Source organism: Fibrobacter sp. UWR3 (assembly GCF_900143055.1).
Taxonomy (GTDB): Bacteria; Fibrobacterota; Fibrobacteria; order Fibrobacterales; family Fibrobacteraceae; genus Fibrobacter.
Genome location: NZ_FRCW01000009.1, coordinates 117,753 through 132,965, shown reverse-complemented (window position 1 = coordinate 132,965; position 15,213 = coordinate 117,753). Strand labels below are relative to the sequence as shown.

General features: G+C 56.6%; 12 protein-coding genes. All 12 read left to right on the top strand.

Translation table 11 applies throughout. The features are described from left to right. Window position 1: 1 nt before the first annotated feature. Complete coding sequence (nuoF, locus tag BUA44_RS12070; protein ID WP_072812394.1) at window positions 2-1,309, top strand: NADH-quinone oxidoreductase subunit NuoF; 1,308 nt, start codon at window positions 2-4, stop codon at window positions 1,307-1,309. Between the two features lie 4 nt (window positions 1,310-1,313). Next, the gene (locus BUA44_RS12065) at window positions 1,314-2,906 is read left to right on the top strand and encodes an NADH-quinone oxidoreductase subunit G (protein WP_072812392.1); all 1,593 of its coding nucleotides are present in this window, start codon (window positions 1,314-1,316) and stop codon (window positions 2,904-2,906) included. Beyond that, window positions 2,906-4,261, top strand: coding sequence for a complex I subunit 1/NuoH family protein (locus BUA44_RS12060; RefSeq protein ID WP_072812390.1), 1,356 nt, complete (start codon window positions 2,906-2,908; stop codon window positions 4,259-4,261). The genes BUA44_RS12065 and BUA44_RS12060 overlap by 1 nt, the downstream gene beginning before the upstream one ends. Continuing rightward, a complete protein-coding gene (locus BUA44_RS12055; RefSeq protein WP_072812388.1) occupies window positions 4,261-4,827 on the top strand; it encodes a NuoI/complex I 23 kDa subunit family protein in 567 nt (188 codons plus the stop codon). Before BUA44_RS12060 ends, BUA44_RS12055 begins: the two co-directional genes overlap by 1 nt. Then, window positions 4,827-5,369: an NADH-quinone oxidoreductase subunit J family protein gene (locus BUA44_RS12050; RefSeq protein ID WP_072812386.1), complete on the top strand. Its 543-nt coding sequence runs from the start codon at window positions 4,827-4,829 to the stop codon at window positions 5,367-5,369. Before BUA44_RS12055 ends, BUA44_RS12050 begins: the two co-directional genes overlap by 1 nt. Continuing rightward, entirely contained in the window at window positions 5,369-5,683 is a 315-nt protein-coding gene (nuoK, locus tag BUA44_RS12045; protein ID WP_072812383.1) for an NADH-quinone oxidoreductase subunit NuoK, read from the top strand. Before BUA44_RS12050 ends, nuoK begins: the two co-directional genes overlap by 1 nt. 1 nt (window position 5,684) lies before the next feature. Next, a complete protein-coding gene (gene nuoL / locus BUA44_RS12040; protein ID WP_072812381.1) occupies window positions 5,685-7,721 on the top strand; it encodes an NADH-quinone oxidoreductase subunit L in 2,037 nt (678 codons plus the stop codon). Next, complete coding sequence (locus BUA44_RS12035) at window positions 7,721-9,523, top strand: complex I subunit 4 family protein (protein WP_072812379.1); 1,803 nt, start codon at window positions 7,721-7,723, stop codon at window positions 9,521-9,523. Before nuoL ends, BUA44_RS12035 begins: the two co-directional genes overlap by 1 nt. Then, on the top strand, window positions 9,516-10,991 hold the full coding sequence (locus BUA44_RS12030; protein ID WP_072812376.1) for an NADH-quinone oxidoreductase subunit N: 1,476 nt from the start codon (window positions 9,516-9,518) through the stop codon (window positions 10,989-10,991). Before BUA44_RS12035 ends, BUA44_RS12030 begins: the two co-directional genes overlap by 8 nt. A 196-nt stretch (window positions 10,992-11,187) precedes the next feature. Then, complete coding sequence (locus BUA44_RS12025) at window positions 11,188-14,112, top strand: FISUMP domain-containing protein (RefSeq protein WP_072812374.1); 2,925 nt, start codon at window positions 11,188-11,190, stop codon at window positions 14,110-14,112. 18 nt (window positions 14,113-14,130) lie between these two features. Next, window positions 14,131-14,322 carry a hypothetical protein gene (locus tag BUA44_RS12020; RefSeq protein ID WP_072812372.1) on the top strand — a complete coding sequence of 64 codons (192 nt, stop codon included), beginning with the start codon at window positions 14,131-14,133 and terminating at the stop codon, window positions 14,320-14,322. A gap of 183 nt (window positions 14,323-14,505) precedes the next feature. After that, window positions 14,506-15,180 (top strand): hypothetical protein, encoded by a 675-nt coding sequence (locus BUA44_RS12015; protein WP_143151982.1) that lies wholly within the window; start codon window positions 14,506-14,508, stop codon window positions 15,178-15,180. Window positions 15,181-15,213: the final 33 nt, after the last annotated feature.

Below are 15,213 nucleotides of genomic sequence, written 5' to 3'. Positions count from 1 at the left end.
TATGGCTGAATGTGTAAAAGTTTGTACAGCGAATTTCGGCAAGGGCGCCCAGGACATTGAAGTCTACAAGAAGCTGGGCGGCTACGCGAACATTTCGGAACGCCTGTTCAACATGAGCCAGTTCGAACTCATCGACTACGTACAACGTTCTAACCTCCGCGGTCGTGGCGGCGCAGGCTTCCCGACCGGCATGAAGTGGAGCTTCGTGCCCCGCAATTCCGGCAAGCCCGTGTACATCGTGGTGAACGCTGACGAAGGCGAAGGCGGTACGTTCAAGGATCACTTCCTGATGATGGAAGATCCGCACCGCCTCATCGAAGGCCTGATTATCGCGGCTTGGGCGCTCGGAAGCCGCGCGGCATACATCTACTGCCGCGGCGAGTTCCTGCCCTGCATCGAGAGCATCAACAAGGCCCTGAACCAGGCGTACGCCGCCGGTTACCTCGGCGAGAACATCATGGGCACCAAGTTCTGCTTCGATATCTTCGTGCATCGCGGCGCCGGCGCCTACATCTGCGGTGAAGAAACTGCTCTTATCAACTCGCTCGAAGGCCAGAAGGGCCAGCCCCGCCTTAAGCCGCCTTTCCCGGCGGTAAGCGGTGCCTGGAAGTCCCCGACCTGCGTGAACAACGTGGAAACCATCATGGCTCTCCCGTGGATTCTGCAGCACGACCCGAGCGAATACGCCAAGATGGGTACGCCCCGTGCCGGCGGTACGAAGGTGTTCTGCATCAGTGGCGACGTGAAGAACCCGGGCGTGTACGAGGCTCCTCTCGGAACCCCGATGATGACGATGATTAACGAATATGCCGGCGGTATCGTAGGCGGGAATCTGAAGGCTGTGCTGCCGGGCGGTTCTTCCTGTGCTCCGCTGAACGCGGGCGAATGTGCCGTAGCCACGATGGACTACGAATGCCTCGCCTCCATGAAGACGATGTTCGGTTCGGGCGCCATGATCGTGATTAACGATACGCACAACATGGCGGAACTCCTGAACGTGCTTGGCAACTTCTACAGCCACGAATCCTGCGGCCAGTGCACTCCGTGCCGCGAAGGTACCGGACTCCTGCACCGCATTCTGAACCAGATTGTGAAAGGCAAGGGTCACGATGGCGACGTGGAACTGATGCAGAGCCTGTCTGGCGGCTTTGGCGGCGTGACGATTTGCCCGCTGTCCATTTCGCTCGGTGGCCCCGTGAGCAGCTACACCGCAAAGTTCCGCGAGGACTTTGACGAACTGATTGCAAAGAACCCCGACCACGCCAAGCCGCGTGTTCAGGAAAACTATCGTCCTGGAATTTTCTGGTAATAATATGAGTAACTACTACAACATGCCGAAACTCCCGACCGAGAACAGCCCGAAGGTGGAAATCTTCGTGGACGATAAGCCGGTGATGGTTCCTGGCGATACGAACCTGCTCGAGGCCCTCAAGGCTGTCGGGATTGAAACTCCTCACGTATGTTACCATCCTTACCTCCCGGTATCGGGTAACTGCCGCCAGTGCCTGGTGGAACAGGAAGGCCCGCGTGGCCGCATGCTCGTGATTGCATGCTACACGCCGGTTTCTCCGGGTATGAAGATTTACACGCCGGCATCCAGTGCCCGCGTGAAGAACGCCCGCAAGGCCACGCAGGAATTTATGCTGGTGAACCACCCGCTCGATTGCCCGATTTGCGACAAGGCCGGTGAATGCACCCTGCAAGAGAACTACATGGAAGCGGGCCAGAACGAATCTCGTATGCGCCCGGAATACGGCAAGAACTACCACGGCAATCCCGCGCACCAGTTCATTGACGCGAAGGGCCAGCTCCGTGGCGGTAAGCACGTGGACTTGGGCCCCCGCGTGTTGCTCGACGAGGAACGCTGCGTGCAGTGCGACCGTTGCGTGCGCTTTATGCGTAGCATCGCCGGTTCCGAACAGCTGCAGCTCGCCGGCCGTGCCGACCACACCTACATCACCACGTTCCCGGGTGAAAAGCTCGATCACGAATACGACCTGTGCGTGACGGACGTGTGCCCCGTGGGTGCGATGACCGCGAAGTATTTCCGCTTCCAGAAGCGCGTCTGGTTGCTCAGCCACACGCCGACTATTTCGATGGACGATTCCCTCGGCGCAAACATTTGGCTCGATTACGCCGACGGTCACATCTATCGCGTGATGCCGCGTTGCAACCCGGTGGTGAACCGCAGCTGGCTTTCTAACACGAGCCGCCTTGCGTTCCAGCAGTTTGACAAGAACCGCCTCCCGGCAATGGAAGTGCATACTCCGTCTTTCGGGAACGGCAAGATTGCCCTCGTTGCGGGCGGAACTTGCACGCTCGAAGACCTCGCCGCAATCCGCATGCTCAAGGAAACTCTCGGTGACCGCGCTGAAATCTTCGGCGGCTCCCTTTTGAAGGTGAACGCTCCCGACGGTATCGCGAAGAGCGGTGACCCGGTGGCGAACCGCGCCGGCATGAAGCTCCTGGGCTTTGCCGATGTGGCCGACTTCATGAAGCGCGCCACTGAATTCGAGACCCTCGTGACGGTGAACGCCGACCTGTTCGGCGAGGACCCGGCTGCGGCTGGCGTTCTCGAGAAAATCAATTGCCGTATCGCCATCACCCCGTTCGACGATGCTACCGCGAAGAAGGCGACCATCGCGATGGGTGTACGCCACTGGAGCGAAGTCCAGGGCACGATGGTGAACAGCCTCAACATGCTGCAGAAACTGAACGCCTGCCCGGTCTGCCCCGACGAAAATCTCTGGGCTGCCTACCAGGTGGTATCTTACATGGCCGGGTCCAAGTTCGAGGCCGCAGCCGACGCCTTCAGACAGGCGGGCGAGTATGCGCCGGTCCTCGCCGGGCTCACGTACGATGCTATCAAGAGCACAGGCAAACTCCTCGAAGGAGGTGAAGCATAATGGATATTATTGAATCCAAAACCTGGATAGAATGGCTCATCACGATTGCGAAGTTCGCCTTCTGCTTCGTGCCGGTGCTGTATATCCTTCTCCTTATCCCGATGGAACGTCGTGGTGCGGGCTTCATGCAGGACCGTCAGGGCCCGAACCGCTCGTACATCAAGATTCCGTACTTCGGCAAGATCCGCTTGCTCGGTTACGTACAGAACATGTGCGACGGTACCAAGCTGTTCTTCAAGGAAATGTTCGCCCCCGCGGGCGTGAACAAGGTGCTCTACTACGTGGCTCCGGCAATCCCGTTCGCCATCGTGTTCCTGAGCCCCTGCGTTATCCCGTGGTTTGGCCCGATGGTGTTCGAGTGGGGCGGCCAGATGGTCCGCATCCCGGGTTCCATCATCGATTCCGACGTGGGCGTGCTCCTGCTGTTCGGTTTCAGCTCGCTTTCCGCATTCGGCGCCGTATTGGCCGGTTGGGCGTCCAAGTCCAAGTACAGCTTCCTCGGTGCGCTGCGTACGAGTTCCATGACCATCAGTTACGAAGTGTGCCTCGGCCTCTCTATGATGGGCATCCTGCTCCTCGCGGGTTCCTTCAACCTGACCGATATCGTTAGCTGGCAGGAACATCACGTCTGGGGTATCGTTGCCCAGCCGGTGGCGTTCTTCTGCTTCCTGATTGCAAGTATCGCCGAAACCGGCCGCGCCCCGTTCGACGTCGCCGAAGGCGAGCCCGAACTGGTCGCCGGTTACCATACCGAATACGGCGCCATGCAGTTCGGCCTGTTCTACATGGGTGAATACTCGCATATCTGCATCAACAGTTTCCTCATTGCAACACTCTTCCTGGGTGGCTACTCGGTGCCGTTCATTACGACCGAGACGATGCAGGCACACATGGGCGGCTCCCTTGCGGTGCTTTGCGGCGTGCTCGCGTTCCTCGCGCTCGCCTTCTTGCACATGATTCACCGCTATTCTAAGAAGCTCGCTGCGACAAACCTCACGAACCGTTTTGAAATCCTGCGCGAATACAAGCTCTACAACATTGTGGCATGGACCGCAGTCGTGGTGCTCGTGATTCTCGCCTTCTTCGCCTGGTTCTTCTACAATCCGCAGTCCATGGTCATCGGCGGCGTCGCCGTCGGCAGCCTCTCGACTGCCCTCGGAACCGCGCTCATCCACCTGCTGGTGCTCGTGGTCAAGAGCGTGTTCTTCTGCTGGGTGTGGATCTGGGTGCGCTGGACACTCCCGCGCTTCCGCTATGACCACGTGATGAGCCTCGGCTGGAAGATTATTCTGAATATCGCCCTCATCAACCTTGTGGTGACTGCGGTCATCGCGAAGCTTGTAGGAGGTAACTAATGCGCGTTATTAGACAGAAACCCATGACCTTGGGCGAACGCCTCTACATTTTCGAGGCCCTGCGTGGCTTGTTCACGACGCTCAAGCACGCTGCCCGCGGTCTGTTCCGCTACGAAGAACTCCCGACGATTTCTTACCCGGAAGGCCAGCCGGAAGTCCGCAATACCTACCGTGCCAAGCACCGCCTGATGTTGCGCCCCGATGGCACTCCGCGCTGTGTCGCCTGCGGCATGTGTGCGGCTGCCTGCCCGGCCCACTGCATCTTTATCGAGGCAACAGCCAGTGATGACCCGCGCATTGAGAAGAAGGTCAAGCGCTTCGACATCGATCACTTGACCTGCGTGTTCTGCGGCCTCTGTGTGGAAGCCTGCCCGGTGGATGCACTGCGCATGGACACGAAGAAGATTTCCTTTGAACACCGCTCCCGCGAGGAGTTTGTCGCCCACCTCGAGGACCTCACCAACTGGGATCCGAAGGATTACCCGGACGACGAACAGAGCCAGGTGGCTCCGGGCGGTACCAAGAATGCCGAGGCCAGAAAGGTCTGGGGAATGGAGGTTAAGTAATGTTAGCCCTGATTTATTTCATCATTCTCGCGGTGATTACGCTCGGTGCCGCTGCGTGCGTGCTCCTGAGCCGTCATCCTCTCTACGGCGGCCTTTCGCTCATCGTTTCGATGGTCTCGCTCGCCGGAATCTACGGCCTCATCGGTAGCCCGTTCCTGGGTGTCGTGCAGGTCATGGTCTACGCCGGTGCAATCATGATGCTCGTTACGTTCGTCATCATGGTGCTGAACGGTGCCCGCGATTCCAAGACTCCGATGTTCGACAAGGTGTCGCTCTTCATTATCCCGGCGGTTATCGTGCTCGCTGGCCTCGTGGGCTTTGCGCTGGTGCGTAGCCCGCTCGCGTTCGATACGACGACGCTCCGCGGCTCTGTCGCCCTCACGTCCAAGACTCTCTTCGACGTGGCTCAGACTGGCCCCGGCTACTTCGTGCTCTTCGAGGCACTTGGCCTGCTGCTGCTTTCTTCGATGGTGGCTGCGGTGCTTCTCGCGAAGAAGCGTCTCGGATCCGTTGAATCTGAAAATATGGAGGATAAACACTGATGGAACTCCAACCCATTTTCATCCAGCTGCTTGCCCTGGCGCTCTTTGCCATCGGTATCATGGTGGCTATTTCCAGGCGGAACCTGTTCTTTGTGCTCATGGGCATTGAACTTGCCCTGAACGCGGTGAACCTCTCCTTCGTGGGCTTCGCGAAGACGCTCCCCGATACCATGAGTGTCGCGGGCCAGATCATTCCGCTGTTCTCCATCGCCATTGCCGCCGCCGAGGCGTGCGTGGGCTTTGCAATGGTCATCTTTATCTTCCGCAACCGCGAAAGTATCGATGCCGACACCTATTCCGATATGAGGGGCTAAGATGACGAATATTCCTTTATGGCTCATTCCGCTTTTCCCGCTGCTCGGAACCATCATCCTCGGGAGCATCGCCGTCGCTTCTTCGTCTAACAAGAAGGGCGCCCCCGAAGGTATCGTGGGTGCGATTGCCGTGCTGCTCCCGGCGATGTCGTTCGTGAGTGTCGCTGCCCTCGCTACGAATATGCCTGTCTCCGGCATCCGCGAGACGCTCTGCAACTGGATTGATATTCCGCTCCTCAAGGTGGATATCGGATTCCTGTTCGATGCTCTCTCCCGCATCATGCTCCTGTTCGTGACGGGTATCGGCACGCTCATCGCGCTGTACTCCATCGGTTACATGCACGGCGACCGCGGCTTTGCCCGCTTCTTCGCCTACATCAACCTGTTCCTGTTCAGCATGATTGTGCTCGTGCTTTCCGATAGCCTGCTTCTCACGTTCCTCGGCTGGGAAGGCGTGGGGCTCTGCTCCTACCTGCTCATCGGCTTCTGGAACAAGGATATCAAGAACTGCAAGGCCGCCAACAAGGCATTCATCGTGAACCGCGTGGGCGATATCGGGTTCTTGCTCGGTATGCTCTGCCTCGTTACGGTTGGCGGTGCTGGCGCCCTCAACTACGACCTGCTCAACCAGTTTATCCAGATGGTCATTGCTGGCGGGCACGTGGAACTCGTGCTCCCGATGCTCACACTCGCTTCTGTCATGTTCTTCGTGGGTTGCACGGGTAAGTCCGCGCAGATTCCGCTCCTTACGTGGCTGCCCGATGCCATGGCGGGTCCGACTCCGGTTTCGGCCCTCATCCATGCCGCGACCATGGTCACGAGCGGTGTCTACCTGGTGGCGCGCCTCTCCAACATGTTCGTGCTCTGCCCCGACGTGCTGAACCTCATTCTCGTCGTGGGTGCGTTGACCGCCTTCTGGGCTGCATTCGCGGGCCTCTTCCAGAACGATATCAAGAAGGTGCTTGCCTACTCGACGATTAGCCAGCTCGGTTACATGTTCATGGCCGCGGGCGTATCTGCGTTCGATGCTTCCATCTTCCACGTGTTCACTCATGCATTCTTCAAGGCGTCGCTCTTCCTCGGTGCGGGTGCGGTTATCCACGCGCTTGCAGGCGAGCAGGACATGCGCCGCATGGGTGGCATGATCAAGAAGACTCCGGTCACTGCCTGCGTGATGATTTTCGCGTTCCTCGCGATTGTCGGGTTCCCCGGTTTTGCAGGCTTCTGGTCCAAGGATTTGATTCTTGAACGCATCTTCACGAACTGCAACTGGGTATTCACGGGAACCTGGCTTGCCGATGGCGCCGTTCCCATGAACAAGATTTTCTACGTGACGGGCCTCTTCACTGCGGTTATCACTGCGGTGTACATGGGTCGCCTCATCATCATGACGTTCTTTGGCGAATACCGCGGCGACAAGGAAACCGAATCGCACATCCACGAGGCTCCCGCCGTGATGCTCATCCCGATGGTCGTGCTCACGTTCGGTTCCATCTTCGCGGGTTACCTGTGGGCGGAATCCATCGGCATCACTTTCTTTGCCGATTCGCTCGCTCCGGTGCTCGGTGCCGCTCAGGCGTTCGACCCCGCACGCATGTTTAGCCCCGACATGATGCTCGAGGAATTTATCCCGCGCGTCACGACGCACGTGAACCCGATGCTCTTTGCCGCGCTCGGTACGCTTGCTGCTCTCTTCGGCATGTTCGTTGCCTGGAAGGGCTGGGGCAAGGCCGATATCAAGGCTTCTGCGAAGGGCTCTTCTACCGCTCCCGAGGGCTATGCCAAGGGCTGGACGTTCCTTTGGGACTACGTCCACCTGTTCTTTATCAAGGTTGTGCTTATTGTCGCCTGGATTTGCGACGTAGTTGTCGACAAGGTGCTGCAGGCGTTCCAGTGGACGCTCTCGGCCATCGTCTCCATCGTGGGCGACGGCGCGACCGTGTTCCAGGTTCGCAAGGTGCGCCTGCAACTTACGCTTAGCCTGTTCGGCGTGGCGCTCCTTGTGCTTGTTGTTCTCTTGACTGGAGGTTTGGTCTAATGCTTTTACATCTCCTTGTCTTTGCCCCGTTTGTTGCCGCCATCCTGATGGTCCTCAACTCCAAGGAAGACTTCAGGTCGGCGACCCGCATGGCGATTCTCTTCGCCGTCGTGTTCCTCGGGCTTTCCGTCGCTCTTGTCTCGGGCGGGAACATCGCCACCACTCCGGTGGAATGGTTCTGGATTCCCGGCTGCAAGGGCCCCACGTACTACTACCTCTACAGCCACGGTCTGGGCGCCTGGATGGTGTTCCTCTCTTGCGGGCTTTCGCTCGTGGCCCTCATCTCTGCACGCGGGCTTTTCGGGAACAACTACCGCAACTTCGCCATCGGGATTTTCTCCTTGATGGGTGCGATGAACGGTACGTTCCTTGCCGCCGACGCAGTGCTGTTCTTCTTCTTCTTCGAAGCGATGGTTATTCCGGCTGCCGTCCTGATAGCGGGCTTCGGCGGCGAGAAGCGCAAGGAAGCGGCCATGACGTTTGCAATCTACACGCTGGTCGGTTCTGCCCCGATGATGGTGGCGCTCTGGTACCTGCTCACGATTGCGGACAACTCGCTGCTCCTCTCCGTGGCGCTCGCAGTGCAGAGCCTGCCGGAAAACACGCAGCTCGTGCTGCTCTTGTGCTTCCTGATTGCGTTTATCGTGAAGACCCCGATTTTCCCGTTCCACGGTTGGCAGGCGATTACCTATTCCGAGGCTCCGGCTCCGCTCTCGGCTATCCTTACGGGTGCCATGAGTAAGGCTGGCGTGTTCGGGTTCATTGCCTGGGTGCTTCCGGTGTTCCCCTTCAACATGACCGAGATTTCTACGATGGTGTGGCTCGGGCTTGCTTCCGCAATCTACGGCGCCCTGATGGCGCTCCGTGCGCGCGACGGCAAGAAACTGCTTGCGTTCAGTTCCATGAGCCACTTGGGCATTGCGGTCGCGGGCGTGTTCAGCCTCTCCGAGGCGATGCTCCCGGCAGTTCTCGTGTTGCTGGTGGCCCACGGTATTTCGGCCGGCGTGCAGTACTACCTGATTGGAATTGCCGAGCGCATGACGGGCACGCGCGACATCAACGAAATGGGCGGGCTTGCCCACAAGGCGCCTGCGTTCAGTTTCCTGTTCGGTGCTGCCGGCGTGATGGCTCTTGCGGTTCCCGGAACGGCGGGCTTTATCGGTGAATTCACCGTGCTGCTTTCCCTGTGGGACCTGAGCCCGGTTTGCGCGGGCATCATGGGATTCTCCATGATTCTCTCTGCGGCCTACGTGCTCCGCTTTATCCAGAAGGTCATCTTCGGCGAGGCGAAGCGCGAATGCAAGGAAGGCGTGAAGGTCTCGGGCATCGAGGGTGTTGCCTACGGTGCGATGCTCCTGCTTCTCCTCGTGTTCGGTTTCCACCCGTCATTCGTGACGGAATCCCTGCTTATCAATGACGCATCTGCAGTCGAACAGACCGAGGGCGCGCCTGTTGCCGAAGAGCTGGTCGTTGAGGAAGAAGTCGAAGAAGAGGAGGAAGGCGAGGTCGAACCGCTCGAATCCCACATCGTTACTTCCAGCGATATCGGCAAGCTCGATTCCTCGCTGGTGAAGGCGGGCTTCTCCGAAGAAGAACGCAAGGAACTTATCCGCCAGGTTATTGAGACCGAGGCGAACATTGCGCGCTCCACGGTGCTTGCCCAAGAAAAGCAGGCTCGCGAAGAAGAAACTCAGGTCCGCGGCGTCGAAGACAAGGACTACGAACTCAATGATGCCGAAATGGACGCTCACCCCGCGACAGATGCCGCTCCGGTGAACGAGAAGGAGGCTTCCAATGACTAGTATCGTCAACTTTTTCCCGGTAATCGTTGTCGCTCTCGGTGCCCTCGCTACCCTGGTGATGGAACCGTTCCTTAAGGACGACAACAAGCACAAGATTATCCCCTGGTTTGCTGCCGTATTCGTGGCTCTGGGCATGGCGTCTTTCGCGCTCGTGACAACCGATACGTGCCACGACCTGTTCGCCATGGACCCGGTCCGTCGCCTGCTCGGGCTTGCCGTGCTGCTTTGCACGCTGCTCGGCGTTTCGGGCCTGCAGTGGACCCTCGGTCACGAAGGCCACAAGGGTGGCGAGGCCTACGGGCTCATGCTGCTCGCTTCGACCGGCGCACTCCTCATGACTCAGGCGATTGATTTTGTCGCCCTGTTTATCGCCATGGAACTCACGAGCTTCCCGGTGTACGCCCTGGTGGGTATCCGCCGCAAGGATACTAACGCGGGTGAAGGCGTGTTCAAGTACTTCGTTTCGGGCTCCATCTTCAGTGCCATATTCCTCTACGGTGTGGCGCTCGTTTACGGTGCGACCGGCACGACTCACTTCAGTGCGCTGATTCTGCAGGGCCGTGAACCCATCTATGCGATTGGCATTCTGCTCACTATTTTCGGGCTCCTGTTCAAGGCGGGCGCCGCTCCGGTGCACTACTGGGTGGCTGACGTCTATACGGGTGCTTCTGTCGCGGTCACGGGCTTCATGGCTGCCGTCGTGAAGGTGGGGGCGCTCGCCGCTCTCGGTTCCGTGTGGCTCGGCATGCTCGTTACCCGCGCCGGTGTCGCCGGTGCCTGGAACCTCTCCGAACAGGTTACTGCCGCAGGGCAGTCCAAGCCGGTTTTCTACCTGGTGGTGATTGTCGCCGTGCTCTCGATTCTTGTCGGTGCGTTTAGCGGCCTTGCCCAGAAGTCCATTCGCCGTATCCTCGCGTTCTCTGCCGTGATGAACGCGGGCTTCATTGTACTCGGCCTCCTGGTTCCGAGCTACCTGAAGAACGGTACGGTGCAGCTCGGTGCAATGTTCTACTTCTTGGTGACCTACGCCGTTGCGAGTGCGGGTGCCCTTACGGGGGTTGCCTACCTTTCGGGCAAGGGTGACCGCAAGGAAAATCTCGAAGACCTGCAGGGTGCAGGCCGCAAGCATCCGTTCGTGGCGCTCGGCGCTACGGTTTGCCTCGCTAGCCTCGCCGGTCTCCCGCCTGTTGCAGGCTTCCTCGCGAAGTTCGCGCTCTTTACCGACGTGTTCGCCGCGGGCCATGGCGCCATTGCGATATTCGCCTTCGTGCTTTCGCTGGTGGCGGCGGTGTACTACCTGCGCATTGCCTACGTGCTGTTTATGCCCGTGAAGGCGGAAGGCGAGTGCAAGTGCTGCTGTTGCAAGTCCCAGGCCGCGTTCACCTACATGCTCAAGTTTGCGGTGGCAATTTCTGCGATTGCCCTCATCGCCATGAGCATGTTCCCCGGCAAGGCGCTGCTCGGCTAGCGAAACCTGTAAAAAAGACCTTTAGGCTCGCCTTTGCGTGAGTCTTGTCATCCCCGCGTAGGCGGGGATCTTTTTTTGTTTCCGGGAGGGTCTTAGGGAGGGTTGGAAACCCTCCCTTGTCGCATAACTTTACGTTTTGTCGGGAATACGGGCGACCCGTGCGCTTTTTCAAACATTAGAATCTATATTTATAACGATGAATTTGTTCAAGTTCGCATATGCCGCCAGCCTGCCGCTCGTTCTAGGCGCGTTATGCCTTATGGGCTGTGACGGCGGTTCGGACTATAACCGCGCGGGCGTAGACTCGATAATCGAGGACGAAGCGACTCCTGAAGACTACGCCCTGGTAGGCAAGTCGTTCCGCGTGCGGAACATGGCTCCCAATGCATGGTTTATCCCGGATTCACGAGCCGTAGCCTATGTGCTTGATTCCTCGCTCTATGTAATTGACTCGGTGGAAGGTTCCCCTGTCGATGCCAGCCGGAGCGAGTTCGAATTCCCTGCTCACGATTACAAGTCTCCCTACGTAGCAGTCTCGCTGTCCTATGCTACACGCATCATGTGGCCCACCACGGCGAACAGAATTTATTTCTCCGTGATAACGGATATTTCGGAAGTAGAAAATCCGAGGATTGACCTGATGACGGATATCGAAGTCCCGATGATTTGGGAATTCGTGTCAGAGGGCTACTCGTTCAGCGAGGCGAAAAAGAAGGCCATGCAGGATGTGGCGAAGGCGTTTCACTTTACGGAGCAGGATACGCTCCCTGCAGAATTGTATGCGCGCCCGTTCGAGGAAGTTGCCGGGCTGTACGCATACTTGTTGCGAGGCCTGTCGGAAAGTAGCTTTGCCCAAAACAAGTCCTACCTGAAAGAAGACCTCTCGGATGGGAGTATCGACGATACTGATAAAAACATCGAGTTTGCCGAGTTCATTGTCAATAGATGGCTGAGTGTAGATTCCCTGCTGGATAAGCTGGATTCAACCGCTGGCGTTAACAAGTGGAAGTTCTTTGAACGCATGGTTGAAGAAGCCTTCGGGCTCCCGGACTGCAAGGACCGCCTGGGTAAGGTCGATTCGGTTGCAAACTCCAGATCCTCTTATTACAAGGATTCGCTGGTATGCGATGCAGTCCTTAACAAGAATGACTCGCTCGTGTATTTCAGGAGGTTCCTGACCGATTTGGAGAAACAGTTTGGCCCCTGCATTGTCGGTAGCACTCCTCGGCTGGAAAAGGTAAGCGAGAGACTTTCTTACAAGTGCACCGGCAATTATGCCTCGTTCGGGTTGTCTGCGGATGGTCGCCGCATGGAATTCAAGAACGGGTGGGAAGTAGCGGACGACGAGTTTATCCGGAATTATCACTTTGGCGCATGCCATTCCGAAAACTTGGGCCAAAAGTCCTTGTTCCACGACTCGATATTCGTCTGCGAACACGTGGTTTCGGACGACACGTATTCCTGGAATTACGAGAGCCAGGATACTGTCGGTTTCTACCTGGGCGAATGCGATACGGGTAGCGTCTGGACGCTCGGGCGCATGCCGGATTCTTCGGAATATGTCTGTACGCACGATTCCCTGAGCATGCGGTGGAGCCCTGCGAACGATATCAATAAGTTCCTTGCGGAGCAGCGCAAGTGCAATAGGGAAACGGATGCCCTGCGTTCGTTCTCTTATAGCGACCTGTTCTATTACAGGTGTGACGATGTGAAGATTGGCGATATGCCTGCAATATATTCCTTCAAGGGGGTTTCGAGTGGTGTCGCCGATTCGCTTGCGTTTATCGCAATGCAGGAACCGTGCAATCCGGTGAATGCGTACCAGTACGTGTACGACTCGACTGGCAACCACTTTTACCATTGCGAAACCAGAGATGATAAGTACCAGTACTACGAGGTCGACGAAAAGGCAGGCAGGCAGGCCATGTGCGGCGAGTTTGTGAAAACGCTCCCTGCCTGTAACGCCGAGTCTGATACGCTCGAAATTATCGATTGCCCGTATAACGTCACAAGGTATGAATCTACGGTAAATGTGTTCTACCATTGCTCGAATGTCGACGGCAAGTACGGTTATGGACAGGTGGACTATTGGGACCTGAAACGCTACGAGAGCATGAGGGAGGCGAGGGAGTCCAGTTTCTGTAATGATGCAGGCGAAGAAATACACTACACGAGGGATGCTTACGGGTATTTGTATTACTGCGTCGAGACTGGTGGCGAATACCACTTGGAACCAATTGAGGAAAAGGCCTTGGCTGACATGCTTGCCGACCAGTATATGGCGAAACTTGAACCCTGCGATGCTACTGTCGCAAGATGGAGGAGCGACAAGAATAATTTCATGTCGAATAAGTATTACTTTGTATGTGACTACGATACGAATGCGAACTTTGTGATGATGCGGGTGGACGAAGCGTATTACGGCCAGTATACTGCAAGGAAGAACGTCGGCGAGAAAGGCGTGAAGATTGATGCTTGCAGCGAGGATGTGCTTGCGGCGCGTGGTGCTCCGATAGAAGCGCATGATGGCTACATTACGGACCCGCGTGACAGCCGCAGTTACCGCGTGGTGACTATCGGCAAGCAGACGTGGATGGCGGAAAACCTGAATTACTACGACCCGGTGGCGAACCCGAACATGACAGACCCGCAAGGGTGCGCAAGCGATGCGGAACAGTGCGAAGCGACGGGAAGGCTTTACTACTGGTATGCCGCGGTTGGTGTCCCGAACTATTTTGACCAGGAAATTGTGAAAGAGAACCTTTGCCTGCCGGTGCAGGGAATATGCCCCGCCGGGTGGCATATCCCCACGGTAGAAGAATGGTCGCAACTGTTCCAGTATGTTTCGTACTACAATGACGGTGCGGGTTACGGTGGCGGCTTGAAGGGCAAGGATGGCTGGAGCTATCGCATTAACTGGTCTGGGGATTTGTTCGGATTTTCTGCATCGCCCGTGACGTGGACTACCGACGAAAGGGCCTATTTTGCTGCCGCAGATGTTATTACGAATCTTACCAACCGGCAACCTCTTGGAATCCGGTTTACCTATGGTGGCGACAATCCGACAATATTCACGGATGAGGTGAGCCGCTCGTATTCCGTGCGCTGCGTGAAGGACTAGCGGGCTAGGGAGCAGTAGATGATTTGTCCGGAATGTGGAGAAAGGTATAACTACTACGAGCCGCAGTGCCCGTGGTGCGGGGCTGCAAAGCCGGTAGAAAAAGAGAAGCCTGACGAGGGGGCAGAACCTTCCGGTTCTCAAATAGAAAATGCCCCGGAGAAGGAAGTATTCTTTACGTACAAGGCCCGCAAGAAACGTGACGGGAAATAAAATGTCGCAAGGACGATTTTGTGTTGTATAGGCTCAATGACTCGGCAGTCCTTCCGTATGGCAAGACGGATATACTAAAAAAGAGGTTCAGAATGGGGCTTTTTGTCTCCCTGCTGTGCTATTTCGTCGGAAAAACTACCCGAGAGTTTTGAAAACACTCGTGACGAATTTATATTATAGGCGATGAAAAGAATGGAGATAATACCCTGTTTGTGCCTGGTGCTTTTTGCCCTTGTTCTTGAAGGGTGTGGGTCTGCGTATGATTACTACAGCACTACGGATAAATTGGACAGGGTGACTTTCGATTCGGCCTATTGGCCTGGTGCCGATTCTGCCATTATCGCCTTTGCCGAATCCGATAGCATCTCGGCCTTCAATTTTAATGGATACAAGCCTTCGTCTAAAAAGATAAAGAAACTCCCGGCCAAGGATTCTACAATCCAGATTATCTCCGTGACCGCTAGTTTTGAGAATTCGGCCGAGGCGCTGTCTATAAAGCTTGGCCTGCAGTACAAGAACACAAGCGATCAATACGACTGGTATGCACGCGGAATTGGACAATCTCTTTTCGTGGATATTTACGGCTGTACCGATTATGGATGCAAGAACGCCGAACAGGTTGTCGTTCACAACGAAGACTATTCCTATACCAGGCTGATAAAGAAGGATAAATTCGAAATATCCGAACCCAAGGAAAAATTCTATGTGCGGGAACACGGATACGATTGCGACGTGACGAAGGAATATTTTTTTCATGTAGTTGTGGATGACGACGAAATAAAACTTGACATGGATGTGCAGAGGGGCTCGGAAACTTGTCTCGAGAGGGATGCGATATGTTACGGTTTCTGTGGATGATTTCGGGTCGCCCCTCCCGTTTGGCGAAAGGCT

What these genes read in the sequence shown, in the direction of transcription:
- nuoF (WP_072812394.1), top strand. Translation starts at nt 2, where the DNA reads ATGGCTGAATGTGTAAAAGTTTGTACAGCGAATTTCGGCAAGGGCGCC.
- BUA44_RS12060 (WP_072812390.1), top strand. Translation starts at nt 2,906, where the DNA reads ATGGATATTATTGAATCCAAAACCTGGATAGAATGGCTCATCACGATT.
- nuoL (WP_072812381.1), top strand. Translation starts at nt 5,685, where the DNA reads ATGACGAATATTCCTTTATGGCTCATTCCGCTTTTCCCGCTGCTCGGA.
- nuoK (WP_072812383.1), top strand. Translation starts at nt 5,369, where the DNA reads ATGGAACTCCAACCCATTTTCATCCAGCTGCTTGCCCTGGCGCTCTTT.
- BUA44_RS12050 (WP_072812386.1), top strand. Translation starts at nt 4,827, where the DNA reads ATGTTAGCCCTGATTTATTTCATCATTCTCGCGGTGATTACGCTCGGT.
- BUA44_RS12065 (WP_072812392.1), top strand. Translation starts at nt 1,314, where the DNA reads ATGAGTAACTACTACAACATGCCGAAACTCCCGACCGAGAACAGCCCG.
- BUA44_RS12025 (WP_072812374.1), top strand. Translation starts at nt 11,188, where the DNA reads ATGAATTTGTTCAAGTTCGCATATGCCGCCAGCCTGCCGCTCGTTCTA.
- BUA44_RS12055 (WP_072812388.1), top strand. Translation starts at nt 4,261, where the DNA reads ATGCGCGTTATTAGACAGAAACCCATGACCTTGGGCGAACGCCTCTAC.
- BUA44_RS12020 (WP_072812372.1), top strand. Translation starts at nt 14,131, where the DNA reads ATGATTTGTCCGGAATGTGGAGAAAGGTATAACTACTACGAGCCGCAG.
- BUA44_RS12015 (WP_143151982.1), top strand. Translation starts at nt 14,506, where the DNA reads ATGAAAAGAATGGAGATAATACCCTGTTTGTGCCTGGTGCTTTTTGCC.
- BUA44_RS12030 (WP_072812376.1), top strand. Translation starts at nt 9,516, where the DNA reads ATGACTAGTATCGTCAACTTTTTCCCGGTAATCGTTGTCGCTCTCGGT.
- BUA44_RS12035 (WP_072812379.1), top strand. Translation starts at nt 7,721, where the DNA reads ATGCTTTTACATCTCCTTGTCTTTGCCCCGTTTGTTGCCGCCATCCTG.